This is a genomic window from Achromobacter sp. RT286_PF, from assembly GCF_059760425.1.
This window is the reverse complement of sequence record NZ_JCBAMR010000017.1, coordinates 1-26,197: the sequence shown is the minus strand read 5'-3', so window position 1 is coordinate 26,197 and position 26,197 is coordinate 1. Positions and strand designations below refer to the sequence as shown.

Genomic DNA, 26,197 nt, shown 5'->3' with positions numbered 1-26,197 from the left:
ATCAGGCCTGCATCACCTGGCGCGCGTCCGCCGCAAAAAGCCAAAGGACGCGTTGCCGCGTCCAACGCGCGCGGCAGCCCTGGGGCCGCCGCGCCTCGTTCTTACTTCTGGGCGAACGTCACGCCCTTCAGGCGGATCATGCCATCCGGGTACGGCGTGAAGCCCTTGACCTTCTTGCCCATCGCGAAGGGCCACGGCTGGTAGTAGTTATACACGCCGGGCAGCTCGTCCTGGATGATGGTCATCGCCTGCTCGTAGATGGCCTTGCGGCGCGTCTCGTCAGGAACGGTGCGCGCTTCGTTCAGCAGCTTGTCCACTTCCGGGTTGCAGTAGTGGCCGTCGTTGAGCGCGCCCTTGCACGTCACGAAGGCGTAGATATTGCCGTCCGGGTCCACCCGGCCCGACCAACCCAGCATGACGATCTGGAAGTTGCCGCCCGACGCTTCCTTTTGCAGCGCCGCGTACTCCGTGGGGCGCAGCGACAGGTCAAAGCCCGCCTCGGACGCCATCGCCTGCACAATCTCGGCAATCGACGAGGTAGTCGTGTTGTTGCCGAACACCAGTTCCGCCTTCACGCGATCCATGCCGGCCTGCTTGAGCAGCGCCTTGGACTTCGCCACGTCGCGCTGGGTGACGGGGAATTTGTCGCTGTGATAGGGGCTTGCGGGCGGGAACGGCTGCTGGGCGGGTTCAAAGATGCCGCCGCCGGCCACTTCGTTGATGGCGTTGCGGTCGATGGCGTACTGGAACGCCTGGCGCACCAGCTTGTTCTTGAACGGGTTGTCTTCGGCGCGCTTGCCGTTGCCCACGTTGAACATGAACTGCTGGAAGCCCAGGCCGGCCACCGGCGCGAACGTCAGGCTGGCGTCGGTCTTGACTTGGGGCGCGTCGGACGGGTTCAGGCGTTCAAGCATGTCCAGGTCGCCCGCGCGCAGGTTCGACAGGCGCACCGTCGTGTCGGGGATCGGCAGGAAGGTGACGCGCTTGAACGCGTAATCCTTGGCGTCGTAGTACTGGTCGAATTTTTCCAGCACGATGCGGTCGTTCTGGATGCGTTCAACGAACTTGTACGGACCCGAGCACACGGGCTTGCGGCCCACGGCGGCCACGTCGGCGTCGGTGAAGGTCTTGGGCGACAGCATCATGCCGGCGCGGTCGGACAGTTGCGCCAGCAAGGTGGCGTCCGGCTTCTTCAAGGTCAGCACCAGCGTCGTGGCATCAGGCGCGTCCACTTTTTCAACCGAGCCCAGTTCACCCTTGCGCAGGCTGTCCGGCAGCGTCATCGCGCGTTCCAGGTTGGCCTTGGCGGCCGCAGCGTCGAACTTCGAGCCGTCATGGAACAGCGCGTCGTCGCGCAGCTTGAACGTCAGCACCTTGTTGTCGGGGCTGAACGACCACGAGGTGGCCAGTTGCGGCACAAAGTGCAGCTTGGGGTCGATGTCCACCAGCTTGTCGCACAGCGACGTGAACACGATGCGGCCCACATAGGTGCGGGCGCGGTGCGGGTCCAGCACGTCCGGATCTTCCTGCAGGCCGATGCGGATGTTCTGCGCGCACGCGGCGCCGGCGGCAAGCGCCAGCAGGCTGGCGCCGAAGGTCAAGGTCAAGCGTTTCATTGTGAGTTTTCCCCTTGTAGCTTGCGAGCGGTTTGGTCTTAGAAGCCGACCGCCTGGCCGTCACGACGGCTGTCGCTGGCGGCGACGTAACCCAGTTCGTTGTCGTTTTCCGACATGCGCCAGATGAATTGACCGGCGCCAAAGTCCATGTACGGATCGTCAACGGACTTCAGAGCATGCCCCAGGTCTTTCAGGCCCGCAATGGTGGAAGCCTTCATATTGGTCTCGATGTCCAGCGTGAAGTCGCGGTTGACCTTCCAGCGCGGCGCGCAGCACGCGGCCTGCGGGTTCTGGTGGTAGTCGATCATGCGCACAACCGTCTGCATATGGCCTTGCGGCTGCATGTCGCCACCCATCACGCCAAAGCTCATCACCGGCTTGCCGCCGCGCGTGAGGAAGCCCGGGATGATGGTGTGGAACGGGCGCTTGCCGCCTTCCACCACGTTGGCCGACTTGGGATCCATCGAGAAACCCACGCCCCGGTTCTGCATGCTGATGCCGGTGCCCGGCACGACCACGCCCGATCCGAAGCCCATGTAGTTGGACTGGATGAACGAAATCATCATGCCGTTTTCGTCGGCGGCGGTCAGGTAGATCGTGCCGCCTGCATGCGGGCGGCCCGCTTCGAAATGGGTGGCCTGGTCCAGGCGGATCAGCTTGGCGCGGCTGTCCAGGTAGGCGTCCGACAGCATCTGTTCCGGCGTCACCTGCATGGCGCGCGGGTCGGCCACGTACTTGTACAGGTCGGCAAACGCCAGCTTCATGGCTTCGATCTGGATGTGCTGCGACTGCACGGAATCCACCGGGATGTCCGACATATCGAAGCGTTCCACGATGCCCAGCGCGATCAGCGCGGCAATGCCCTGGCCGTTCGGCGGGATCTCGTGCAGCTCGTAGCCGCGGTACGACTTGGAAATGGGCTTGACCCAGTCCGGGCGGTAGTTGCGCAGGTCTTCCAGCGTCATCGCGCCGCCGCATTCCTTGCTGAAGGCGGCGATGCGTTCGGCCAGTTCGCCTTCGTAGAAGTCGCGGCCCTTGGATTCGGCGATGCGGCGCAGCGTGTTGGCGGCATCCGGAAAGCGGAAGTGTTCGCCGACCTTGGGCGCGCGGCCCTCGGGCATGAAGGCGGCGGCATAGCCGGGCTGCGACTTCAATTCGTCAGCGGCGGCGGCCCACTTGTGCGCCACCACCGGCGGCACGGCATAGCCGCGCTCGGCAATTTCGATGGCCGGTTCGAACAGTTGTTCAAACGGCAGCTTGCCCAGCTTTTCGTGCAGCGCGGCCCAACCGGCCACCACGCCCGGCACCGTCACGGCATCCCAGCCGCGCTTGGGCTGGATGGCCAGGCCATCCGGGCCCGTGCCGTACTTGGCCTTGAAGTATTCGGTATTCCAGGCTGCCGGGGCCACGCCCGACGAATTCAGGCCATGCAATTCCTTGCCGTCCCAGACGATGGCGAAGCAGTCGCCGCCCAGGCCGCAAGACACCGGTTCCACCAGCACGATGGTGGCGGCGGCGGCAATGGCCGCATCAACGGCGTTGCCGCCCTTGAGCAGCATGCGCAAGCCCGCCTGGGCCGCCAGCGGGTGCGACGTGGACACCACGTTGCGCGCGAACAGCGGAATGCGTACGGAAGGATACGGATTGACCCAGTCGAAGGTTTTCATGGCTTGTCTCTAAACGGTCTGAACGGTTAAGCAGGCGAAGGTACTCTCGTGATCTAATTAAATCAATTTGATTTTTTGTTCCGTCATAAAAGAAATTTTTATGGATCACGGCGATGAGCACCATCCGGTTTTTACGCACTTTCCTGGCCGTCGCGCACCATGGCTCTTTTTCCGAAGCGGCCGAGCAGGTGGCGCTGACCCAGGCCGCCGTCAGCTTCCAGATGCGTTCGCTGGAAGCCGAGCTGGGCCGGGAACTGTTCGACCGTAGCGGCCGACTTGCCATTCTTAACGCAGCTGGCCGCGAATTGCTACCCGAAATCAAGCATTTGCTGGATTTATACGACCGGATGCGGCTGCCCCGAACCGTGCCGGGCGAACTGGCCGGGTCGGTGTCGGTGGGCAGCATCGTGTCCTGCATGGGCACCTTGTCCAAGGTCGTGTCCGGGCTGAAAAAAGCGCACCCCAAGCTGGACGTGCGCATTTTGTCGGGCAAGGCCAGCGAACTGGCGGGCAAGGTCGAAGACGGCGAGCTGGACGCGGCCTTTCTGGTGGAAGCCGGCCGCAAGATGGCCAGCACGCGCTGGACCCCGCTATATGAAGAACAGCTGGTGGTGATTGCGCCGGCGTCAGCCACCGGCAAGGACGCCCGCCAGGTGCTGGCCAACAACCCCTTTCTGCGCTTTGACCGCACGCAGCGCACCGGCTTGCAGATTGACCGGCTGCTGCGCCGCCTGGCGGTGCCGATCAATGAATTCCTGGAACTGAACGCCATCGAAACGCTGGTGGAACTGGTGCGCCAGGAAGTCGGCGTCACCCTGTTGCCGCTGATCAACGGGTCCAACTGGCAGCACAGCCCCGAACTGCGCATTCTGATGCTGCCGCAAGATTTAGGCCCGCTGTCGCGGGCCATCGGGATGCTGGAACGGCGCGAACACGCGCGCCAGAGCATTACGGCGGCGATCTGCGAAGCCTGCGCCACGGCCTTCCGGGCGCGCGAACCGCAAACCGCCGCGTAAGGCTACTTACATGCCCATCGCCGGATCGGTGACGGACGGCTTGCCCGTTTCGACGCGGCCGGCGAAGCGGCGCAAGTACGACGGGTCTTGCGCCAGGCGGGCCGTGAAGTCGTACCAGTGGCCGCTGCCTTCCAGCGCCCAATGTTGTTCGACCTTGCTGCCGGCCGGCACGGTCAGCGTCCAGCGCTCGTTATTGCTGTAGTAGGCGTTGGGCGTGACTTCGAACGTGCAGGCGTCCTTGCCGCTGTTGATGAAGCTGACATAGACGTCGCCATTGGCGATGTCATAGCAAACGCGGATTTCCGGGTCCAGCTGCGACGTGCGGGCCAGCGCCAGGTCGCCCGCGAAATGCCGGTGATAGCCGTTGGGGCCCAATACCCACAGATCGTACTTGCCGCCGTCGGCCGCCGTGTCCCAGCTGCCTTCCAGCTGCTTGTCCGGCTCCACGGTATAGCGGCGCGGCAGGCGGTCCAGGTGCAGGCGGTCATACACATGGAAAACCGCCGCCTGCTTGCCCGTGTTGGAAAACAGCAGCCACATGTTGCCGGTGGTGGGCTGGCTGCGGCCGCTGGTGTGCAGCTCGTAGGGCAAGGCGCGCGAATAACGCACGCCCTGCTCCTGCACCGGCTTGGCCTGCGTCGTCGTGTCGGGCAAGGGCACGGCGGTCAGCGCCTGCTGGTCGGCGCGCAACTGGTCGGCGCCGGACCGGGTCAGGATATTCAGGTCGGGCAGCTTTTCATCGTTGGGCGTGGCGAAGTTGAAGGCGGACGTCAGGTCGCCCAGCACGGCGCGGCGCCACGGGCTGATGTTGTCTTCCGGCACCCCGAAGCGCGCTTCCAGGAAGCGCAGCACCGAGGTGTGATCGAACGCCTGCGAATTGACCCAGCCGCCACGGCTCCACGGCGACACCACGTACATCGGCACGCGCGGGCCGGGGCCATAGACGCGGTTGTCGGCCGCGTCTTGCGCCGAGGCGTGCGTGTGGCGATCCAGGTCGGTGTTGACGGTGGACGCGCCGGCCATCGAGCCGTCGGGGTTCAGGGACGGCGCGGCGGGCGACGGCACGTGGTCGAAGTAACCGTCGTTCTCGTCGAAGTTGATCAACAGGACGGTCTTGCTCCAGACGTCCGGGTTGGCCGTCAGCGCATCCAGCGTTTCCTGGATGTACCACGCGCCCTGCACCGGGCTGGACGGGCCGGGGTGTTCGGAATACGTGGCGGGCGCCACGATCCACGACACCTGCGGCAAGGTGCCGTTGTTGACGTCATCGCGCAGCGATTGCAGGAAGCCGCCGTCCGGCATGGTGTTGGCCGTGCCCTTGTACAAGGGGTTGGCGCCGTCCATGCTGGGCGTCCAGGCCGGGTACGGCGAACCGTCGGCGGCGTTGCCTGCCTGTTCGTTGGCGCGGCGGTATTGCTGGAAACCGGCCAGCGAGTTGTCGCCGAAGTTCTCGGGCAGGTTCTGGTAGACCTTCCAGCTGACGCCGGCCTTTTGCAGGCGTTCGGGATACGTCATCCAGGTCCAGCCGGTGGTGGACGCGCCCAGGCTGTCCCACTGGTTGCGGGTCGACGGGCCATTGCCTTGGGCCAGCGGGTCGTTGGTGCCGGTCCACAGGAACAGGCGGTTGGTGTTGGTGCCGCCGTGGGTGGAACAGTGGTAGGCGTCGCACAGCGTGAAGGCTTCGGCCAGCGAAAACTGGAATTCCACCTCTTTCTGGCGGTAATAGCCCATGGACTGGTTCTGCTTGTAGCGCGGCCACTGATCCATGCGGCCGCCGTCCCAGGCCATCTGCGCGTCCATATAGTCGTGCGGCGTGCCGGACACGCGCTGGGCATTGCCCTGCGTGCTGTCCAGGTGATACGGCATCACCACGCGGGTGCCGTTGGTCTGTTCCCACACCGAACGGTTCTGCGGCAGCGGGATCGTCATGCGGTCGCCAAAACCGCGCACGCCCTTGTACGTGCCGAAGTACATGTCGAACGAGCGGTTCTCCTGCATCAGGATCACCACGTGTTCAACGTCGTTGATCGTGCCGGTGCGGTTGTTGGCGGGAATGGCCAGCGCGCGGCGGATGGCCGGCGGGAACATCGACAGCGCGGTCAGGCCGGCAGTGGATGCGGCGGCATTGCGCAGGAAGCGGCGCTTGCCGGCGTGGATCGGGTCTTTTTCGGACTTCACGGATGCTATTCCTAGTGATCGATAAGAAGCGCGGCTCAGGGCGCGCAACGCAATTCGGGCTTGGCCGGGGTCGGCGGCGTCACCGGCGTTTCGGTGCCGCCGTTGCCGGGCGTGCCGGCGCCGTTATCCGGCTTGCTGTCATCGCCGTCGTCGCCGCCACACGCGGCCAGGGCCGCGGTCAACATCAGCACCGCGCCGGCGCGCACGAAACCGCGCAATATCAGGGACTTGCTCATGGTTTTTCTATCCTTGCCACATCAGGGAAACAGGTCGGAAACGGACTTGCCGGACAGCGCCAGGGACTTCACTTCCGTCTCGGTCAGGGCGCGCGACCAGAAGGCCAGGTCGTCAAAATTCATCGTGTACGGGCCCTTGGTGCCGGCGCAGCAGATGCCGTAGGTGCCCTTGCCGTCTTCGTTCAGGCCGATGTGCGGGCCGAACAGGCCGGCCACTTGCGCCAGGTTCACCGAGCCCGTGGTCACGTTGCGACGCAGGAAGCCGATTTCGCTGTCGTACACGTACGCCGTCATCATCTTGGCGGGCTTGTCGATGGTCATGGCGATGTACACGGGCTTGTTCGGCGTGAACTTGATGCCGTTGATATCGGCGCGCACGCCGCCCCCGGCCAAGTTGAAGCGCAGCTCGGGGCCGGCCCACTGGGCGATGGTGATACCGGGGTTGCCGCCCGAGTTGTAGTCCTTGTTGCCCAGGATCGAGCGGTCGTTCGCCGTGCCGTCCGACTGATACCAGAAGCCGATGGTGAACACGGACACGCTATCCAGCATGCCTGCCGGGTAATCGAGCTTGAACGCGCCCAGGGCGGCCGAGCCACGCTCGTTCTGGAACATCTTGCCGAACACGCCGCCGTCCGCGAACGCGGGCGCCTGCACACCGTCATACGGGGTGATCGCGCCGCCGCCTGCTGCAATGTCGGTCAGGTTGCCTTCAAACGGGAACAGCATCGTCAGCCCCGTGCGCAGTGACGCCAACAGCGGCACCGGCTTGGCATACACCACCGACGCATGCGTGGCGCTGCTGGCGCGGCCCGCCGACACGGTGTAGTTCAGCGTGTGCACGCCTTCCGTGTCGAACGTGAAACCGCTGTCGGTATAGGTGGCGTCGGTGCCGGGCAAGCGCGCGACTTCCACGCCGTCGCGGCTGACCACGATCTGGCCGTCGGGTTCGCCCACGCGCACCCAGGACAGCGTCACGCTCTTGTTGTCCATGGACGTGCGGGCCGACAGGCGGCGCAGCGCGAGGGCTTCGGACAAGGGCGTGCCCGCCATGTCGTACTGTCCGGCGGCGGGCAAGGCGCCCAGGTGCGCCAGCATCGTGGGGGCCACGTCGGCGGCGCTGGGCAGCGCGTACCAGTTGCTGTCCCACGCGCCGTCGAACGAGGCGTCATCCGCGCTGCCGCCCAACATTGTCGGCTGGTTGCTGGCCAGGAAGATGGTCTTGTTCGGGGACAGGGGCAGGCCATCGGCCACGCCGGTCTTGCCCAGGCCATGGCTGGAGGCCACCACCATCAGCCAGTTCTCGTTCGGATGCGCCGCGCGACGCTCGGCGACCTGCTTGGCCAGCACGCCGATGGCCGCATCCGTCTGGCGGATCACGGCGTCGTAGTTGCCGGTAAAGCCGTTGTCCGAGGCCGCGCGTTCGGGTGCGCCGAACTGCGCAACCACCACGTCGTAGCCTTCGGTGATGCGGTCGCGCGCTTGCGAAGCCACGCAATCGTCCACGCCCGCGCAGTCGGTCAGGGTTTGCAGGTAGCCCGCGTCGCGATCGCCGCCGACCAGGCCGGCCAGCAACGGCGAATTGAATGCGCCGGCCGTGCGCGCCTCGGGGTGCGCCAGCTTGATGCGCTGGAACAGGCTGGCCGCCTTCATCCCCTGCCCGGCCGCGTTGGAGCGCACGCCGTGTACGTCCGCCCACTGGCCTGTCAACAAGGTGGCCCAGCCGGGCGCGGACAGCGTCGGCTGCTGCGTCACGTCGCCGGTCACGCCGCCCGTCCAGGCGCGGGTTGCGGTCAACTGGCCGATATTGGCCAGGGACTTGTCGGCCACGCCACGGCGCATGGCGTCATAGGTCAGGCCGTCCACGCCGATGAACAGCACCTTGTCGGCGCGCGGCGCGGCGGGTTCGCTGACCGGCGGTTGCGTGGGCGGCGGCGGCGCGGTCGTGCCGTCATCGTCGTCATCACTGCCCCCACAGCCGGCCAATGCGCTGGTGGCCAGCAACATGGCGCACCATTTTCTCCAATCCATTGTTCTCATGCTTCTCTTCTCGTTTCATGAACACGGTTTACGCTGCGCACAGTGTGGCGAGCGAACGTGAAAGGCCCATGAAACAAAGAGCAGAAAGCTTGATCGACGGATCAGGAATTTTTGCAAGGCGGCGGGCGGCGCCGCCTTGCCACGGACTCAGGCGTTGATCTTCACCGCCGTCAGATATCCGACCGAGGCGCCCCGGCCGTTGCGGTACTTGGCCTTGACCAGCGGCTCCAGCACCGGGCGCACCGCATCATGCACGTCGTTCCAGTCCGCCGTGTGCTGAAAATTGCTGGTGATGTAAGTCCAGCCATTGATGTCGTCCACCGCGTGCAGCCCCGTGGATTCCGCCGCCACCGGGCAGGACAACAGGCGCGACAGCACCCGCGTATCGACGTTGAACGCCCACAGGAAACTGTTAACGCGCCCCATGCTGTCTTCGCCCACGAACAGCGTGCGCAGTTTCTCCGAGAACTTCAGGTTGTCGGGGTTGGATATCCGGTCGCTGCGGTGGCGGTTGCCCAAGGCGTCGGGCGCGGCCAGCATCGCGCCCACCAACTCGGGCACCGCGCCCATGTCCACCGGCACCCATTCGCTGTCGATGTCCTGCCCGTCCGTATCCACTTGCCCGGCTTGCAGCCGCAGTTGATAGACCGCGCCCGCGTCCGGGCCTTCTACGTGCAGGTGCGGCGAGGTGCCGTCCACCATGGACGTTTCGATGTGCGCCATCGCGGTGTACGCGATCTTGTCCTGGGCGTTTACCGTCGTGCCCTCCATCTTGGTGAACGCCAGCGTGCCGCCCACCAGTGCCGCGTAGCGGTGCGTTTCCAGGAATGCCGCGGCTTGGCGGCGGCCGGGCTTCAGACGCACCCAGTTGTTCTTGCCGTCAAACCGAATGCGGGTGTAGGCCGCATCCTTTGGGTCCGCCGTGCGCACGTCCATGATGTCGGCGGCGACCAGGTCGTCGGCCAGTTCCTTGACCTCGGCGCTGGTGGCATGGCCCAGCCGGATCCAGGTCAGCGTCCCGGCGCCGGGCCCCGTGCCTGATGTCTGCGTCCAGCGGGCCACATACAGCGTGCCCGAGGACAGATCCGCGCGGCGGTCCGCCACGAACATGAACAGCCCGCCGTTGGTGGCGTCGTCGCCCATCAAGGCGGTGCGCTGGTCGGGCATGATCTGCACCAATTCATGCGAGATGCGGCCCATGCAGTAGTGTTTTTTGATGCTGCCGGTGCCGTCCGGCTGCACGGTGATTTCGGGCATGTGGCCGTAGTGATAGGGGTTGGCGCGGCGGGCGTCGCCATACAGGTGGCGGCTGAACGCGCGGAACGACGCCGAGGTGCGCGCCGTGGTGGCGTCGGGCTCGTATTCTTCGCTGGACAGATGCGTGTTCCACGGCGACAGGCTGGCGCCACAGGTGACCCACAGGCCATGCACGGGCGCGGTGTTCACGTTGCTGTAGCGCACCAGGGTCAATTGGCCGGTTTGCAGGTCTTGCGACAGCGTCAGCACCGCGATGGGCGATGGCAGCCGCGCCCACATGTCCTGGCCGGCCCGATCGCGCGACAGATATTCGAACTGCACGACGGCGTAGACGGTGGCGGTTGCCGGTTTGGTGACGGTGGGCGGACCCGTTGCGCCGTCGGCCTCGCCAAGCGGGCCGGCCAGCGTCAGCAGCGACATACCATCCGGGCAGTCCGAAAAGAACGGGCGCGCGCGGCCGGGCACCGACCTATCCATGATGGGTGCGCCATGGATGTCCAGATAGCCGCCCGCCAGCACCATGCCGCCCTTGCCGTCCGGGACGCGGTCGCCGGTCATGAAGAAAGCCTCGTAGCCCAGTTGCACGCGGCGCCGCGAGCCATCGGCAAACACCAGGTCCATCGCGGATTCCACCGTCGTGCGCGCCATGCCTTCCGGCTCGGACAGGCCGGGCGCGGGCATGGAGATGAATTCGGCGGATACGAACGGCGCGGCGCCCGGCGTGGCGACGGATGGCCGGGCGATGGGTTTGGTGCTTGGCAACGCGGGGGTGCCGTCCTCCGAGGCTCGCGCGGGATGGCCGGCCAACAACCCGGCCAAGCCCGCCGCGCTTGTTGCGCCTGCGGCGCCCAGCGGCAGCATGGGCGCGCCGGCCAGCATCTTCAATAGTCGGCGACGCTCTGTGTGATCAGGATTTTTCATGTGAACGCTCCCAGGTTCAAAGCCGAACAACGAACCGGCAATGCGCGCACAGACACTGGCGAAGGCGCGGGTGCAGGTGCAGGTGCAGGTGCAGGTGCGGGTGCAGGTGCAAGTGCGGGTGCAAGCCGAATTGCAAGCCCGGACCGCAACGCCACCGCAAACGCAATCACGCCTGGCAGCGCATGCCGGAAGACGCATCAACTGCATCAGGCAAGCCTGACGCCGCCGAGTGTAGGAGCGAGCCGGCGCGGACATGGTCGGCGTTACACCTGTGAAATGATTGCCGATACCCACAATGCATAAGGGACCGGCTAGCCGGTCCCTTATGTCTTCCCTTACACCGCGCGGCATCCCGATGGGCGATGCCGCGCCCCGGCGTGCGGGCTATTGGCGGTTGCGTTGCGCCTGGCGCTTACGCGCCGATCTTCACGCCGGTCAGGTAGCCCACCGCCGCGCCAAAGCCGTCCTTGTAGTTGGCCTTGACCAGCGGCTCCAGCGTCGGGCGCACCACCGCGTGCACGCTGCCCCAGTCGGCCGCGTGCTGGAAGTTGCTGGTGATGTAGGTCCAGCCGTTGATCTCGTCCACCGCCTGCAAACCGGTGGATTCCGCCGCGACCGGGCACGACAGCAACCGCGACAAGGCCTTGGTGTCGATGTTGTAGGCCCACATGAAGTTGTTGACGTGGCCGCCGCTGTCCTCGCCCACGAACAGCGTGCGCAGCTTTTCCGAGAACTTCAGGTTATCGGGGTTTGAGATGAAGTCGGCGTTGTGCGTGTTGCCCAGCGCGTCGGGCGTGGCCAGCGGCTTGCCGATCAGTTCCGGCACGGCCGCCATGTCCACCGGCACCCATTCGCTGTCGATGGCGCCGCCGTCGGTATCGGCCTGACCCGCTTGCAGATGCAGCTGGTACACCGCGCCGGCCGAGTTCGCTTCCACCTTCAAGCCCGGCACCTTGCCGTCGATCATCGACGATTCAATGCGCGACATCGCGCTGTACGCGATCTTGTCCTTGGCGTTGACGGTGGTGCCTTCCATCTTGGTGAAGGCCAGCGTGCCGCCCACCAGCGCCGCATAGCGGTGCGTTTCCAGGAACGCGGCGGCCTGGCGGCGGCCGGGTTGCAGCTTGACCCAGTTGTCCTTGCCGCTGTAGCGGATCTTGGTGAACGAGGCGTCGGCCGGGTCCGTCGTGCGCACGTCCATGATGTCGGCGGCCGTGAGCTGGTCGGCCAGTTCCTTGACCTCGGCGCTGGTCGCATGACCCAGCTTGATCCACTTCAACGTGCCGGCGCCCGGGCCCGTGCCCGACGTCTGCGTCCATTGCGCCACGTACAACGTACCGGCCGACAGATCCGCCGCACGGTCGGCCACGAACATGAACAGGCCGCCGTTGGTGGCGTCATCGCCCATCAGCGCGGTGCGCTGGTCCGGCATCATCTGCACCAGTTCGTGCGAGATGCGGCCCATGCAGTAGTGCTTCTTGATCGTGCCGGTGCCATCCGGGTGCACCGTCACTTCGGGCAGATGGCCGTAGTGGTACGGGTTGGCCTTGTTGGGGTCGCCATACACGTTGTTGCTGTAGGCCTGGAACGAGGCCGTCGTGCGTGCCGTGGTCGCGTCAGGCTCGTATTCTTCGCTGGACAGATGCGTGCCCCACGGCGACAGGCTGGCGCCGCAGGTGATCCACAGGCCATGCACCGACGAGGTGTCCACGTTGCTGTACTTCACCAGGCTGAGCTTGCCCGTATTCGGGTCTTGCGACAGCGTCAGCACGGCGATGGGCGACGGCAGCAAGCCGTACATGTCGTTGCCGGCCTGGTCCATCGACTGGTATTCAAACTGCACCACCGCGTACACGGCGTTGCCCGCCACGCCCGGCACCGTGGTGGGCGCGGACAAGGCCAGCAGCGAGGTGCCGTCGGGGCAGTTCGAGAAAAACTGGCGCGCGCGGGCGGGCACCGAGTTGTCCATGATGGGCGCGCCGGCCAGGTTGAAATAGCCTCCCGCGACGGCGGTGCCGCCCTTGCCGTCGGGCACCGTGTCGCCGGTGATGAAGAACGGTTCGTAGCCCAGCTGCACGGTCCGTTTGGAGCCATCGCTGAACGTCAGCGCCATGGCGGAGCTGACGGTCGTGCGCGCCATCAGTTCGGGGTTGGCCAGCGTGGGCGCGGCCATCGGCGTGAACGATGCCGACGTGAACGTCACCGGTGCGGGCTGCTGCGTGCCGGGGCCGGGATTGGGCTGCGGATTGCCCGAGGTGTCATCGTCATCATCGTCGCTGGAATTACAGCCGGCCAGCAACGCAGCCATGCTGACGCCGCCAATCGGCAGCATCGGCGCGCCTCCCAGCATCTTCAGGAGTCGGCGGCGATTGGCTTGATTCGTGTCTTGCATGCGGGTTCCCATTGGATCGGATGAATGCCCGGCCATTGACGCCGAGCGGTGCCCGCATGCTAGATAGGCGGCGTGTAATCACAATGACAGAAAGCTGTACGCAAGCTGAATCGACACGGCCGGTATGCATCGCGGGATTGTCACGAAGCGCCGCTATAGTCAGGCGCGTTGCTTCACCGATTCGCCGCATCGCCGATTCGCCGCATCGCCGCTTCACCGCATTGCCGCATCACCGCATCACCGCTACCCCGCTGCACCGCTTCACCGTTCCATCGCTTATCCGTTCCACCGCCTAACCGCCCAACCGTTTCGTGTCCGCCATGCCCCTGTCGTTTCGCCCCACCCTGCCCTCCGCCCCCGCCGCGCTGCGCGTGATTGCCATGCTGGCATTGGCCGCCGGCTTGGGAGTGTGGGCGTCAATCTTGCTGGCCCCGCGTCCGGGCGCGCTGCCGCCCGCCGTGTCCGCGGCGCCGCCGCGCGCGGCCGACAACACGCCGGTGGCGCTATGGTTTGGCAAAGATGAAGTGATGCGCACGCAGATCAGCGTGCTGGGCCTGATCGCGGCCGGCCCGGATGGGGCGGCGGTGCTTAGTGTGGATGGTGGCCCGCCCCTGGCGTGGCGCGCGGGCGCCGAAGTGGCGCCAGGCATCGTGCTGCGCGATATCGCAGTAGACGCCGTGACGGTCGAGCAAGGGGGAAGATTGAATCGCCTGGCAACGCCCGCCGCGTTGGCGGCGCCAGCAGGCATTACGCAGGGAAAAGAATGATGCGGGGTTGCAGACCCGGCGGCGCGTCCTTACCGCGCCCGCCGATCAGCGCTTACGGCCTGCGGGACGCCCCATCTGCTTGCGTCCCGCCATGTTCGACAGGGAAGATCCCGTCGGCTTTTGCGTGGCGGCAGCCAGCTTCTTCTGTTGAAGCGCCTTTTCAACCAACGCTGCCAAACCAGTCGAAGACTTCTCTTTTGTAGCCATTACCGCTCCTTGTAGAAGGGCCATGGTAGCAGGCGGGAGGCTTGCACCGATTCCCGCCGCTGATGGCGATGACACTATCGGGCCCATTCAGGGGCTTCGATCAATATTCCGGTGTGTGCCCAACCGCCGCAGAATCGCCACGGAACCGTCCATTTCAAATGTGATTTGCCAGGACTTGTTGGCCAGCACGTCTATTTTCAGGATGCGCGGGTCAAAGCAGCCGGTGATCGAGTGCATTCTCAGCTTGCTAGGTTGCGGGCAACGCATCAAATCGCGAATGGCGTTCTTCGCGGCATTCTGGATTTCAACAGGAGCCCGGCGAAAGTCACGGTCGAAAGTCTCTTTTCTGGACAGCGCCCTGATCAGTATGGCCGCCAAATCTATTGACCCAAGGACTTGAGGAACGCCTCGACGTCGTCCTGGGGCCCGCCCGTGACCACCGCCGCCGCGTCGGCGTCATTTTCCATCACGGCCCATTTCAAGTCGTGCAAATGGGAAAAGGCATCCTTGACCTGAATGATTGCCTTGACGAATGACTCCACCACCCCATCGCTGTCACGAAGTTGACGATCCAGCGAGGCGGCCAGGCGCTTTTCCTCCAGTGTGCGGCCTAGCTCCGCCACCACATCCAGCGTTTCGTCAAACGCCGCCTGGAATGCGCCATCAGGATCCAGGGGCTGCCGTTCGTTTGCGGGCGCACGGCAGATGGCGTAGGCAACATCGGCGGCGTTTCTTGAAATGGCTTCAAAGGTATTGGCCAGCACTTCGTTGCTGGCCACGGTGTCTTCGATAGCGCGCAGCAAGTGCAGCGAACGGCTGCTGTCGGCCCTGGCGCCCTCGACAATGAAGGCGACCAAGCCGCTATGAGAAATGATGGACCGCATGAGCGCTTCCCTTTTATCGGCGTCTTGCGACCCGAAGCAAGACATTCGGAAAGTATAGACACAAAGCCGAAGCCGCCACCAGTTGTGGGAAGCCGCAATGCCCGGGGTTTTTGCCGCCGCCACGCCAACGCAAGCATTACTGTCATATTTCATGTCCACAATCCCGGGCTTCTACTAGAAGACCGGAGTCGTAAAGTGCGTCAGTTACCGCGCGGGCTTGCCCGTCAGCAAGGTTTCACCCTGATCGAGATCATGGTGGTGATTGTGATCATGGGGATCCTGGCGGCCCTGATTGTGCCGCGTGTGCTGGATCGCCCGGACCAGGCGCGCCAGGTGGCGGCGCGGCAGGATATTGCGGGCATCATGCAGGCGTTAAAGCTGTACCGGCTGGACAACGGCCGCTATCCGAGCACGGCGCAGGGCCTGCGCGCGCTGGCTGACAAACCGGATGGCGCGTCGAACTGGCGCGGCTATCTGGACAAGCTGCCCAATGACCCTTGGGGCCATCCGTATCAATACCTGAGCCCGGGCGTCAAGGGCGACATCGACGTGTTCTCGTTTGGCGCCGACAACAAGCCCGGCGGGGAAAGCGGCGATGCCGACATTGGTTCCTGGGAACTCTGAACGCGGCTTCACGCTGGTCGAGGTGCTGGTGGTGCTGGTGATCGTGGCCATCGCGGCCAGCATGGTCAGCTTGTCGATTGGCAAGCGCGACAACGGCCTGCGCACCGATGCGCAGCGGCTGGCGGACGCGTTCACCGTGGCGCAGAGCGAGGCACGCAGCGATGGCCGGTCCATCCGCTGGTTGGCCGGCGACACGGGCTGGTCGTTTGAACGCGCGGGCCGCCCACCCGGCCCCAGCGCCCAGGAAAACGTGGTCGTGCCAGTGGATCGCCTGGAAGGCGACGACATGCTGCGCCCGCAAACCTGGCGCGCGGGTGCCGTGCAACTGCGGCTGACGCCCGATCGCCCGTTGGTGTTCAACACCGAATGGGTCGCGGATCCGATCACCCTGACCCTGCACGCGGGCGATGCCACGGTCACCCTGCAACGCGACGCCGCCGGCCGTTATGAAATCCACTAGATTTTCCCGCCGCGAGGGCGAACGATGCGACGTGGACGTTCCCACGGACGGGGACGCCTTGCCGGATACGGGCGGCTTGCCAGAGGCCGCCGCCGCCCTCGATATGCCGCGCGCCATCCCCCCCCGCGCGCGCCGTGAACGCGGCTTCACGCTGATCGAGGTCTTGGTGGCGCTGGCCATCATCGCCGTGGCGATGGCCGCCGCGCTGCGCGCCACGGGCGTCATGACGGCCAACAACCGCGCCTTGCAGGACAAAACGCTGGCGCTGCTGGCCGCGCAGAATGCCTTGACCCAATTGCGCCTGGAACAAAGCCTGCCACGCGCCGGCTCGCAAACCGTGCCCTGCCCGCAAGGCGGGCGCGCGTTGCAGTGCGAGCTGGTCTTTACCAATTCCATGAACCGCAGCTTCCGCCAAGTGTCGGTCAACGTCCACGACGCCGGCTCGGCCCGCCCGGACGCCGTGCTGCTGCAATTGGACGGCCTGCTGTCCAGCCTGCGATGACGATGCAACGCCCCGTTTCCCGCGCCGCCCGCCAGGCGGGCTTTACGCTGATCGAAGTGCTGGTCGCGTTGGCGCTGATGGCGCTGGTCAGCCTGATGGCCTGGCGCGGGCTGGCCAGCGTGTCCAGCGCGCGCGACTGGATCGAGCAGCAAGCCGAAGACACCGACGCCATCGTCCGCACGCTGGGGCAGATGTCGCGCGATGTGGAACTGTCTTATTCCGGCCCCGGCTTTGACGCAGCAGGCAAGGACGCCGTCACGCTGACCAGCGGCGTGCGCCTGCTGCGCCAAAACCAGGGCGGCCAGACGCTGGAACTGCTGCGCCCCGACCCGGACGGCAACGGCCTGTGGCAACGCGTGCAGTGGCAGGTGCGCACCGACGGCTTGTGGCGCGTCAGCGGCCCGCCCGCGCCGCGCAGCCCGCTACCCGCCGCCGTCAATGGCGTGCTGCTGCTGCCTGGCGTCAAGACATTGAGCCTGCGCGCCTGGGTACCCGGCGTGGGCTGGGCCAACGCCAACGCCAGCTTCGGCGCGCCGCCCACCGGCATCGAAATCGCGCTGGAACGCGGCGCGCCCGGCCAGCCGCAACGCTACACGCGCATCCTGGAGCTGCCATGATGCGCCACCGCGACACGCAGCAAGTTGCCCGCCCACGCAGCCCGTGCACGCAGCAACAGGGCGCCGCGGTGATCAGCGCGCTGATCATCGTTGCCATTGTTGCCGCCTTGACCACCAGCCTGTTCCAGCGCCAGACGGCCAGCACGCGGCGCGTGGAAAACGAAATGGCGCGCGTGCAGGCGCGCGTCATGCTGGCGGGCGGCATCGACTGGGCGCGCCTGGTCATCCGCGATCACGGCAAGCGCGAAGCCACGACGCGCGGCGACCAGATCTGGGCCACGCCCATCCTGGACACGCGCATCGAGCGTCCGGGAGACGATCGCGTCGCCGTGTTCTCGGGGCGCGTGCAAGATGAACAGGGCAAGTACAACCTGAGCAACCTGGCGCGCAATGGCGTGCCGCAACCCGAGCAGGAAAAGGTGTTGCGCCGGCTGCTGGCCGCGCAGCAACTGCCCGATACGCTGGCGCCGCGCATCATCGACATCATTGCCATGGCGCAGCCGCCCGCCCTGCCCGCCGATGCGCCGTCCGCCCCCAACGGCCAACCCGCCACCGCGCCGGACGCGCGCGCGCCGCTGCCGCGTGGCGTGGATGACATCGCCGCGCAGCTGGGCCTGGAACCGACGGTGCGCGACGAGATGCGCCGCACCATGACCGTGCTGCCCATCGCCACCAGCGTCAACGTCAATACCGCGCCCGCCGAGGTCATCGCGGCGTTGGTGCCCGGCCTTTCGCTGGGGCAGGCGCGCGCGCTGGCGGGCGAGCGGGATCGCGGCAACTGGTTCAACAACGCGGGCGACTTCGGCAACCGTCTTGCCGGCACCGGCGTGGACGCGCCCGCCCCCACCGTCACCACGGCCAGCGGCTGGTTCCTGGCCAGCGGCACCGTCGTCTACGAACGCGCCCGAGTCGCCATGCAAGCCTTGGTGCGCAGCGCCCCGCCCGCTGCGCCCGACACGATATGGACAAGAGAAACCCCTTGAAAAACGCCTTGCGCATTGCGCTTGCCCCTCTGGACGAATTCAGCGCGGATTCGCCGCTGCCCTATGCCTGGTTCGACCGGCGCGGGCGCTGCGCGCAGCAGGGCGAACTGCCCTTGCACGCGCTGGGCAACGCCTATCCCAACGCGGTGTGCGAAGCCGTGCTGCACCCGCGCGACGTCATCGCCACCACCATCCGCATTCCGGCCGTGCCGCGTGCGCGCTTTGCCGCCGCCGTGCACGGCGCGCTGGAACCCCTGGTGCTTAGCGACCTGGAGGCGCTGGCCATCGGCTTTAGCCCGCGCGCCGCGGATGGCAGCGTGGCATTGGCGTGGTCGCCGCGCGAGCCGGTACGACGCGCCTGGGCGTTGTTGAGCACGCACGGCCTGCGTGTCGACGCACTGATTGCACCGCAGACGCTGGGGACGACAGTGGCCGGGCCGTCCTCAGAGCCGTCCGCCCCCCTGTCCTCGGCCCTGTCCTCGACCCCTTCCTCCCCCCCTTCCTCCCCCCCTTCTTCCGCCTTCGACGCCGATCTATCCGCCACGCCCTTGCGCGATCCGGCCGACCCGCGTTGGCTCGCGCCGTCGCCCTCGTGGTCGTTGGCCATGCCGCGCCTGGCGCCGGTGCGCGCGTCGCGCTGGCGGCCCGTGTGGCGCTGGGGCGCGGCCGCGGCGGTGGTCTGGATTGCGGGATTGAATCTTTACGCCTCGCGGCTCAGCGCGGAAGCCGGCGCGCTGACGGCGGGCATGCGTCAACAGGTGCTGGCCGCCTTTCCGGACCTGCCCGTCGTGCTGGACCCGGCGCGGCAGGCGCAGCAAGGCCTGGACGCGCTGCAAGCCAATCGCGGCGCGGCCAGCGCGGGGGACTTTCTGCCCCTGGCACGCGCCGCCGCCCAAACGCTGCCCTTTGCCGCCGACAAAGTCGCGCGGCTGACGTACGCCGATCAAGCGCTGACCCTGCAACTGGCCGACGCGGGTGCCGACGCGCAGCGCGTCTCCGAAACGCCTGCGCTGATCCAGCAAGCCGCGGCCCTGGGCCTGAAGCTGGAACGCGGCGACACCGATAACACCTGGCGCATCACGCGCAAACAACCATGACCGCCATTGAACGCCTGCATCGCCATTGGCAAACCGCCGCCGCGACGTTGCGCAAAACCGTCGACCCCACGCTGACCCGCGCGCGCCAGCGCTACCAGGCGCTGGCGCCGCGCGAGCGACGGCTGGTCACTGTCGCGGGCGCGCTCGTCGGCGTCGCCGTGATTTTCGTCACGCTGATCGAACCGCCCCTGAAAACCGTGCGCAAGTTGCAAGCCGAACTGCCCGCCCTGCGCGGCCAGGCCGCGACCGTGGCCGACTTGACGATGCAAGCCCGCGCCCTGCGGCAACGCTCGGCCACGCCGGTCGCCGTTGCCCCCACGCCCGCCGAATTAAGCGCCAGCCTGGAAGGCGCGGCGCTGCCGGCGGCGATGTGGTCGCTAGGCCAGCCCGAATCCGGCAAGGGCGTGCGCTTGACGTTGAACCAGGCGCCGTCGTCCGCGCTGCTGCGCTGGCTGGATGGCGCCGCGCGCGATTGGGGCCTGCAAACACAGCAAGTGGAATTGACGCGTGCGACCAATCCCAATGGCCGCCCACTGCCGGGCCTGGTCAATGGCCACATCACGTTAACCACCGCCGATGCGGGGGCAAGCCACTGATGCCGATCCTTTCATTTGCCATGCCGGGTGCCCGCTGATGGCGCGCCTCCCTTTCAACAAGCGGACTGCCGGCCTGTGGCTGGCCGGCGGCGTCTGTTTCCTGGCGGCCGCCGCAAGCGTGCTGCCGGCACGTTGGCTGTTGGCGATGCAGCCGGATGACTCCCTGGTTTCGCTCGCGGATGCCAGCGGTACGTTGTGGCAAGGCAGCGCGTGGGTGGCGCTGGGGCCACCGGGGTCGCAGCGCGTGTTGCCGCAACCCGTGCAATGGCAGTGGCGCTGGGATGCGATGGCCCTGGACATCACGCACCCGTGGTTGCAAGGCCCGCTGCGCGCGCGCGTCGGCTGGGCCGGCGTGTCATTGCCCGCGCAATCGCTGCGTGTGCCAGCCACGGTGTTACCCGCGCTGGGTGCGCCCTGGAACACGCTGGCGCCCGACGGCATGCTGGAGATCAATTGGCAAGCGCTGCGCCTGGGCGGGGATTTGCCCGCGGGCAATATCGCGGACCTGCGCTGGCGCAACGCCGGCACCGCGCTGACCTCCATCAGCCCCGTGGGCACCTACCTGTTGCGTCTGCAAGGCGCGGGAAAGTCTGGCGCAACATTGGCGCTGACGACCGAAAGCGGGCTATTGACGGTAACGGGCCAAGGCACGGCCGGCCCACGCGGTGTGCGCTTCGATGGCAAGGCGACGTACGCGCCCGGGGCCACCGACGCTCAGCGCGCCGCGCTGGACGGCCTGATGTCCACCCTGGGCCGCCGTTCCGGCGATACGGTCGTCTTCAGCACGGGCAAATAGCAAAAAACAAAAAAGCAAAAGCAAAAAGCAAAAGGCGCCATCAAGCGTCGCGCGTCACCCGCACAATTTCCTCGGGCGACGTCTGCCCGCTGTCGACCCAACGCTGGCCGTCTTGCCGCATCGTCCGCATGCCCGAGGCCATGGCGGCCTGGCGCAATTCGCGTTCGTCGCGGCCTTCGTGGATCAAACGGCGCGCGTCATCGTCCACCGTGAACAGTTCGTGGATGCCGGAACGGCCGCTGTAACCCGTGTGATTGCACGTCGGGCAACCCACAGGGTGAAACACGCGCACGCCATCCTGCATCGACGGCTTCTTGCATTCCGGACACAGCTTGCGCACCAGCCGCTGCGCCAGCACTCCCAGCAGCGACGAAGCCAGCAGAAAGGGTTCCACCCCCATGTCCGTCAACCGCGTCACGGCCGAGACCGCGTCGTTGGTGTGCAGCGTCGCCAACACCAGGTGACCGGTCAGCGACGCCTGCACCGCGATCTGCGCGGTTTCCAGGTCGCGGATTTCGCCGATCATGATCACGTCCGGGTCCTGCCGCAAGATGGCGCGTAGCGCCAGCGCGAAGCTCATGTCGATCTTAGCGTTTACCTGCGTCTGGCTGATGCCGGACAAGTCGTATTCGATGGGGTCTTCCACCGTCAGGATATTGCTGGTGGCCGAATCCAGGCGGCTCAATGCCGCATACAGCGTGGTGGTCTTGCCGCTGCCCGTCGGCCCCGTCACCAGCACGATGCCGTGCGGCTGCCGGATCAAGCGGTCCAGCTGCGTCAGCACATCGGGGCACATGCCCAGGCGTTCCAGCTGCAAGCGCCCCGCCTCTTTGTCCAACAGGCGCAGCACCGCGCGTTCGCCGTGGCCCGTGGGCAAGGTCGACACCCGCACGTCAATCGGCCGGCCGCCCACCCGCAGCGCGATGCGCCCGTCTTGCGGCAAGCGCTTTTCGGCGATATCCAGGTGCGCCATGATCTTGATGCGCGAAATCAACGCCGCGTGCAGCGCCTTGCGCGGCGACACCACGTCGCGCAACGTGCCGTCCACGCGATAGCGCACCACCGAGTGCGTCTCGAAGGGTTCGATGTGGATATCGCTGGCGCCATCGCGCGCGGCCTGGGCGAACAGCGCGTTGATCATGCGGATCACCGGCGCATCGTCCTGCGCTTCCAGCAGGTCGGCCACTTCGGGCATGTCCTGCAACAGGCGGTCCAGATCGATCTCGTTTTCGGCCACGCCCATGACGGACGCGGCATCCTCCGAATGGCTGTAAGCCGCCGTCAACAACGTTTCCAGCGCCTCGTCATCCACCTGCGCCAGCGCCACCTCGCCATGGCAACGGCGTATCTCGCGCACCGCCCATTCCGGCGTGCGCGGGCTGACGGTCAGCTGCGCCTGCCCCGCGCGCAGCGACAGCACGGCGCGCTGCGCCCGTGCCCAGGCATAGGGCAAGGGGTGCGCGCTCATAGCAGCGACTCGGGGTCCACCGCCACGCTGTGCATCAGCGCGCCGGACACGCGGATCGGGCGCGCGGCATCGCGCGTGGGGTTCGCGCCGGGATACTGCCGCACGGCAAACGACTGCACCGTGGTGGGCGGCGGGCGGCGCAGCGTGTCGGCCTGCTGGTCGGGGCGCAGGTCATAGGCGTTGTTGGACACCGACGGCGCCGAGCCCGGCGGCGGCAACATCGGCGCCTGCATATCGGGCAGCGCCCAATGCTGGCCCGGTTGCGCGGAGCCCTGCGCGCGGCGCATGTAGTCGTAGCGGTCCATCGTGACGCTGGCGCTGCGGTTGGCGTCGCGCACCACGTAGGGGCGCAGGAACACCATCAGGTTGGTCTTGGTGCGCTTGCGCGTGTCGTAGCGGAACAGCGAACCGATCACCGGCAGCGAGCCCAGGCCGGGCACGCTGTTGGACGTCAACGTCACGTTGTCTTCCAGCAAGCCGCCCAGCACGATGATCTGGCCATCGTCGATCAGCACGCTGGTGTCGATGGCGCGCTTGTTGGTCACGATGCCCGTCGTGGCATTCGAGCGGCTTTCGTCGATGCTGCTGACTTCCTGGTAGATGTCCAGCTTGACCGCGCCGCCTTCCGAAATCTGCGGGCGGATGTTCAGCTTCAAACCGACGTCTTCGCGTTCGATGGTCTGGAACGGATTCGAACTGCCGTTGCTGCCCGACGTGACATATTGGCCGGTCACGAACGGCACGGTCTTGCCCACCAGGATGCTGGCCGACTGGTTGTCCAGCGTCAGCAGGTTCGGCGTGGACAGGATGTTGGCTTCGCCCGTGTTCTGCATGGCGCGAGCCAGCACGCCCAGGTTGATGACCTGGTTGCCCAACACGTCCACCGTGCCCTTGACCACACCCAGGCTCAGGCCGCTGCCCAGGGCGTCGATCGACGTGGGCCCGGTGCCCGTGATGCCGCTGCCGCCCAGGTTGGTGCCGCCGATAAAGCTGGTGCCGTTGCTGTTGATGTTGCCCGCGCCCGTCATCCACTGGATGCCGAATTCGGCGGCCTTTTGTTCGCTGACTTCAACGATCAGGCTTTCCACCAGCACTTGCGCGCGACGTTGGTCCAGCTGGTCGATGACTTCACGCAGGCTGCGGTACAGCGGTTCCGGCGCGGAGATGATCAGCGAATTGGTGGCCGGGTCGGCCTGGATGGTGGCGCCGCCGGCCGAATACGACACGGCTTGCGAGTTGTTGTCTTCCCGCGCGATGCGCTCTTGCTCGCCCGACAAGCCGCCCTTGGACGAGCCCGACATTGCCCCCATGCCCTGCCCCGCCGGCACGTTGCCGGCAGACGTGTTTTGCGCCCGGGCGCCGTTCTGCGCGCCGCCCGTGTTGCTGCTTGCCGCGCCGCCCGAGGCGCCGGGCGCCGCGTTGGCCTGTCCGGTCAGCAAGCCGCCCAACACTTCGGCGATGCGCGTGGCCTGCGCGTTGCGCATGTAGACCACGTGCAGATTGCCGGCGCGGTTTTGCTGCGCGTCCAGCTTCAGGATCAGGTCGCGCGCCAGCCGCGTGCGCGCCGGGCTGCCCGAGCGCACCAGCACGCTGTTGCTGCGCGGGTCGGCCACCACGGCGATGCGTTGCGTGGGGTCGCTGCTTTGCGTGTCCAGCAATTGCGAGGCCAGGATGGCGATGTCGGTGGCAATGCCGGACTGCACCGGCACCACATCGGTGTCGATGGAGCTGGGCACGTCGATGCGCGCGATGACTTGCGCGATGCGTTCCAGGTTGTCGGCGTAGTCGGTGACTACCAAGGTGTTGTTGCCCGGGTACGCGTTGATCGGGTTATTCGGCGGCACCATGGGGCGCAGCACCGGCACCAGGTTGGCGGCGTTTTCGTACTTCAGCGGGAACACGCGCGTCAGCATCTCGCCGCTGCTGCTCGAGCCCTTGGCGAACGCGGACACGGGCACCGGGCCACGCGCGGCGTTGCCGGCCGGCGCGCCTGCCGCCGCCTGCGCGGGACGCGCCTGAGCTTGCCGCGCCTGGGTCGGCGGCGTGTTGCCCACCACCGCGCTGCCTTGCAGCTTGGCGTCGGCTTCGGGCACCACGCGCGTCACGCCGTCGACATCCACAATTGCAAAGCCTTGCAGTCGTAGCGCACCGGTCAGCATGGCCAGCGCCTGTCCGCTATCCACGGGTCGGTCCGACACCAGCGTCAGTTTGCCCTTGACGCGAGGGTCCACCAGGAAGTTGCGCTGCGTGAACAACGACAGCGCGCGCAACACGGCGGGGATGTCGGTGTCGACGAAATTCAAGCTGACACGGTTGTCCGTTTGTTGAGCATGGGCCGTGCTGATCGCCGGTCCGATTTGGCTTGCGATGAGCAAGGCGGCAAGGCTGAATTGCGCGATGTGACGCATGACGAGATAGGTGCCTTCAGACGTGAATGCAAGTGTGAAAAAACGTGAAATCGCGTCGGAGTATACGGGGTGACAGTGCAACACTACGGTCATATTTGACATGCAACATACGGGCTGCAAACCCTTTAAATTCGGGGCTTTTGCGCGTTTTTGATTCGCGCGGCGCCCCCTGCTTTCGCCATGCCTTCCTATCGATACGAAGCCACCGACGCGCTGGGCAAAATCGTGCGCGGCACGATCGATGCCGACACCGAGCGCGGTGCCCGCAACCAGCTGCGCGGCCGGGGCTTGCTGCCCTTGTCCACCGCATCGGCGGCGCGCGCGCAAGGGCTGGGCGCCAGCTTGCGCACGCGTTTGTCGGATGCGGACCTGGCCTGGTTGACGCGCCAGTTGGCCAGCCTGCTGGCCGCGCGCCTGCCGCTGGACGCCGCGCTGTCGGCCACGCTTGAACAAGCCGAGAAAAAACACATCGCGGCCACGCTGGGCGCGGTGCGCGACGACGTGCGCGCCGGCCATCGCTTGTCTACCGCGCTGGCGGCTCGGCCGCGCGACTTTCCCGAGATCTATCGCGCGCTGATCGGCGCCGGTGAAGAATCCGGCGACCTGGCGCAAGTGATGGAAAAGCTGGCGGACTACATCGAGGAACGCAACACGCTGCGCAGCAAGGTGATGACGGCGTTCATCTACCCGGCCGTGGTCGCCAGCGTGTCGGTCATCATCGTGATCTTTCTGCTGGGCTATGTCGTGCCGCAAGTGGTGTCGGCGTTCAACCATGCCAAGCAGCAGCTGCCGATGCTGACCCGCGTGATGCTCGCGCTGTCGGACTACGTGCGTGAATGGGGTGCGGTGACGGGCGCGGTGCTGGTGGCCGCCATCGTGCTGTGGCGCTACACGCTGCGCGCGCCGGCCGCGCGTCGCGCCTGGCATGCCCGCGTGTTGCGGCTGCCGCTGGCGGGCCGCTTTGTGCTGGGCGTGAACGCCGCGCGCTTTGCGTCGACGTTGGCCATTCTGTGCGGCAGCGGCGTGGCCTTGTTGACGGCGCTGGAAGCGGCGCGCCGCACCTTGGGCAACGATGTGCTGCGGCTGGCGGTGGATGAGGCGTCGGCCCGCGTGCGCGAAGGCGCGGCGCTATCGGCCTCGTTGGGCGCGCAGAAGGTGTTCCCGTCGCTGCTGGTGCACCTGATCGCCAGCGGCGAGAAAACCGGCCGCTTGCCGGAATTGCTGGATCGCGGCGCGCAGAACCTCTCGCGCGACCTGGAACGCCGCGCCATGGCGATGACGGCGTTGCTTGAACCGGCGCTGATCCTGCTGATGGGCGGGTTCGTGCTGCTGATCGTGCTGGCGGTGATGATGCCGATCCTGGGAATGAACCAGGAGAATCGTTAAAAAAACAGAGGGCTAAAACTGGCTCTTATACACCACTCCAAGGCCACGAGACCACGGGACAAATCTCGTATGACGTCTTCTT

The 26,197-nt window shown here is 66.4% G+C and carries 24 protein-coding genes; 12 read left to right on the top strand and 12 right to left on the bottom strand.

The features are described 5' to 3' along the window. Positions 1 to 101 precede the first annotated feature (101 nt). On the bottom strand, positions 102 to 1,616 hold the full coding sequence (locus AC6LJY_RS15140; RefSeq protein ID WP_046804617.1) for an ABC transporter substrate-binding protein: 1,515 nt from the start codon (positions 1,614 to 1,616) through the stop codon (positions 102 to 104). A 38-nt stretch (positions 1,617 to 1,654) separates the two neighbouring features. Beyond that, positions 1,655 to 3,283 carry a gamma-glutamyltransferase gene (gene ggt / locus AC6LJY_RS15135; protein WP_046804616.1) on the bottom strand — a complete coding sequence of 543 codons (1,629 nt, stop codon included), beginning with the start codon at positions 3,281 to 3,283 and terminating at the stop codon, positions 1,655 to 1,657. Positions 3,284 to 3,396: 113 nt separating this feature from the next. Between ggt and AC6LJY_RS15130 the strand changes: the two genes are divergently transcribed. Next, positions 3,397 to 4,299 carry a LysR family transcriptional regulator gene (locus AC6LJY_RS15130; RefSeq protein ID WP_104144935.1) on the top strand — a complete coding sequence of 301 codons (903 nt, stop codon included), beginning with the start codon at positions 3,397 to 3,399 and terminating at the stop codon, positions 4,297 to 4,299. Between the two features lie 6 nt (positions 4,300 to 4,305). Here the strand turns inward: AC6LJY_RS15130 and AC6LJY_RS15125 are convergent, their stop codons facing one another. From AC6LJY_RS15125 to AC6LJY_RS15110, 4 genes are all read right to left on the bottom strand, one after another. Continuing rightward, positions 4,306 to 6,477 carry a phosphocholine-specific phospholipase C gene (locus AC6LJY_RS15125; RefSeq protein ID WP_314357231.1) on the bottom strand — a complete coding sequence of 724 codons (2,172 nt, stop codon included), beginning with the start codon at positions 6,475 to 6,477 and terminating at the stop codon, positions 4,306 to 4,308. A 35-nt stretch (positions 6,478 to 6,512) separates the two neighbouring features. Continuing rightward, positions 6,513 to 6,713 carry a hypothetical protein gene (locus AC6LJY_RS15120; RefSeq protein WP_046804613.1) on the bottom strand — a complete coding sequence of 67 codons (201 nt, stop codon included), beginning with the start codon at positions 6,711 to 6,713 and terminating at the stop codon, positions 6,513 to 6,515. A gap of 21 nt (positions 6,714 to 6,734) precedes the next feature. Further along, complete coding sequence (locus AC6LJY_RS15115) at positions 6,735 to 8,717, bottom strand: alkaline phosphatase family protein (protein ID WP_498136308.1); 1,983 nt, start codon at positions 8,715 to 8,717, stop codon at positions 6,735 to 6,737. A 180-nt stretch (positions 8,718 to 8,897) separates the two neighbouring features. Beyond that, complete coding sequence (locus AC6LJY_RS15110) at positions 8,898 to 10,928, bottom strand: PhoX family protein (protein ID WP_498136282.1); 2,031 nt, start codon at positions 10,926 to 10,928, stop codon at positions 8,898 to 8,900. A 40-nt stretch (positions 10,929 to 10,968) separates the two neighbouring features. Here AC6LJY_RS15110 and AC6LJY_RS15105 point away from each other — a divergent pair, with 40 nt between their 5' ends. After that, positions 10,969 to 11,148 (top strand): hypothetical protein, encoded by a 180-nt coding sequence (locus tag AC6LJY_RS15105; protein WP_498136281.1) that lies wholly within the window; start codon positions 10,969 to 10,971, stop codon positions 11,146 to 11,148. Between the two features lie 192 nt (positions 11,149 to 11,340). Here the strand turns inward: AC6LJY_RS15105 and AC6LJY_RS15100 are convergent, their stop codons facing one another. Next, positions 11,341 to 13,320 (bottom strand): PhoX family protein, encoded by a 1,980-nt coding sequence (locus AC6LJY_RS15100; protein WP_046804611.1) that lies wholly within the window; start codon positions 13,318 to 13,320, stop codon positions 11,341 to 11,343. Positions 13,321 to 13,640: 320 nt separating this feature from the next. On the opposite strand from AC6LJY_RS15100, the gene AC6LJY_RS15095 reads away from it, so the two are divergent. Beyond that, the gene (locus AC6LJY_RS15095; protein WP_314357362.1) at positions 13,641 to 14,087 is read left to right on the top strand and encodes a hypothetical protein; all 447 of its coding nucleotides are present in this window, start codon (positions 13,641 to 13,643) and stop codon (positions 14,085 to 14,087) included. 45 nt (positions 14,088 to 14,132) lie between these two features. Here AC6LJY_RS15095 and AC6LJY_RS15090 read toward each other — a convergent pair whose 3' ends face one another. From AC6LJY_RS15090 to AC6LJY_RS15080, 3 genes are all read right to left on the bottom strand, one after another. Beyond that, the gene (locus tag AC6LJY_RS15090; protein WP_006218955.1) at positions 14,133 to 14,294 is read right to left on the bottom strand and encodes a hypothetical protein; all 162 of its coding nucleotides are present in this window, start codon (positions 14,292 to 14,294) and stop codon (positions 14,133 to 14,135) included. 87 nt (positions 14,295 to 14,381) lie between these two features. Further along, positions 14,382 to 14,672 carry a hypothetical protein gene (locus AC6LJY_RS15085; protein ID WP_219992220.1) on the bottom strand — a complete coding sequence of 97 codons (291 nt, stop codon included), beginning with the start codon at positions 14,670 to 14,672 and terminating at the stop codon, positions 14,382 to 14,384. Between the two features lie 2 nt (positions 14,673 to 14,674). After that, entirely contained in the window at positions 14,675 to 15,331 is a 657-nt protein-coding gene (locus AC6LJY_RS15080; protein ID WP_314357217.1) for a hypothetical protein, read from the bottom strand. A 42-nt stretch (positions 15,332 to 15,373) separates the two neighbouring features. Here AC6LJY_RS15080 and gspG point away from each other — a divergent pair, with 42 nt between their 5' ends. From gspG to gspN, 8 genes are all read left to right on the top strand, one after another. Continuing rightward, on the top strand, positions 15,374 to 15,802 hold the full coding sequence (gene gspG / locus AC6LJY_RS15075) for a type II secretion system major pseudopilin GspG (RefSeq protein ID WP_498136280.1): 429 nt from the start codon (positions 15,374 to 15,376) through the stop codon (positions 15,800 to 15,802). Beyond that, positions 15,774 to 16,262 (top strand): type II secretion system minor pseudopilin GspH, encoded by a 489-nt coding sequence (gene gspH / locus AC6LJY_RS15070; RefSeq protein ID WP_104144929.1) that lies wholly within the window; start codon positions 15,774 to 15,776, stop codon positions 16,260 to 16,262. Before gspG ends, gspH begins: the two co-directional genes overlap by 29 nt. Positions 16,263 to 16,365: 103 nt before the next feature. Then, positions 16,366 to 16,764: a type II secretion system minor pseudopilin GspI gene (gspI, locus tag AC6LJY_RS15065; RefSeq protein WP_046804650.1), complete on the top strand. Its 399-nt coding sequence runs from the start codon at positions 16,366 to 16,368 to the stop codon at positions 16,762 to 16,764. Continuing rightward, the gene (locus AC6LJY_RS15060) at positions 16,761 to 17,381 is read left to right on the top strand and encodes a type II secretion system protein GspJ (protein ID WP_104144927.1); all 621 of its coding nucleotides are present in this window, start codon (positions 16,761 to 16,763) and stop codon (positions 17,379 to 17,381) included. The genes gspI and AC6LJY_RS15060 overlap by 4 nt, the downstream gene beginning before the upstream one ends. Then, positions 17,378 to 18,364 carry a type II secretion system minor pseudopilin GspK gene (gspK, locus tag AC6LJY_RS15055; protein WP_314357212.1) on the top strand — a complete coding sequence of 329 codons (987 nt, stop codon included), beginning with the start codon at positions 17,378 to 17,380 and terminating at the stop codon, positions 18,362 to 18,364. Before AC6LJY_RS15060 ends, gspK begins: the two co-directional genes overlap by 4 nt. Continuing rightward, positions 18,361 to 19,461, top strand: a complete 1,101-nt coding sequence (gspL, locus tag AC6LJY_RS15050; protein WP_498136279.1) for a type II secretion system protein GspL — start codon at positions 18,361 to 18,363, stop codon at positions 19,459 to 19,461. The genes gspK and gspL overlap by 4 nt, the downstream gene beginning before the upstream one ends. After that, positions 19,458 to 20,057 carry a type II secretion system protein M gene (locus AC6LJY_RS15045; RefSeq protein WP_498136278.1) on the top strand — a complete coding sequence of 200 codons (600 nt, stop codon included), beginning with the start codon at positions 19,458 to 19,460 and terminating at the stop codon, positions 20,055 to 20,057. The genes gspL and AC6LJY_RS15045 overlap by 4 nt, the downstream gene beginning before the upstream one ends. A 37-nt stretch (positions 20,058 to 20,094) precedes the next feature. Next, complete coding sequence (gene gspN, locus AC6LJY_RS15040; RefSeq protein WP_314357206.1) at positions 20,095 to 20,853, top strand: type II secretion system protein N; 759 nt, start codon at positions 20,095 to 20,097, stop codon at positions 20,851 to 20,853. Positions 20,854 to 20,893: 40 nt separating this feature from the next. On the opposite strand, the gene gspE is transcribed toward gspN, so the two are convergent. Continuing rightward, positions 20,894 to 22,321, bottom strand: coding sequence for a type II secretion system ATPase GspE (gene gspE / locus AC6LJY_RS15035; protein WP_046804603.1), 1,428 nt, complete (start codon positions 22,319 to 22,321; stop codon positions 20,894 to 20,896). Then, positions 22,318 to 24,729: a type II secretion system secretin GspD gene (gspD, locus tag AC6LJY_RS15030; protein WP_314357204.1), complete on the bottom strand. Its 2,412-nt coding sequence runs from the start codon at positions 24,727 to 24,729 to the stop codon at positions 22,318 to 22,320. The genes gspE and gspD overlap by 4 nt, the downstream gene beginning before the upstream one ends. A 180-nt stretch (positions 24,730 to 24,909) precedes the next feature. Between gspD and gspF the strand changes: the two genes are divergently transcribed. Beyond that, on the top strand, positions 24,910 to 26,115 hold the full coding sequence (gene gspF, locus AC6LJY_RS15025) for a type II secretion system inner membrane protein GspF (RefSeq protein WP_498136277.1): 1,206 nt from the start codon (positions 24,910 to 24,912) through the stop codon (positions 26,113 to 26,115). Positions 26,116 to 26,197: the final 82 nt, after the last annotated feature.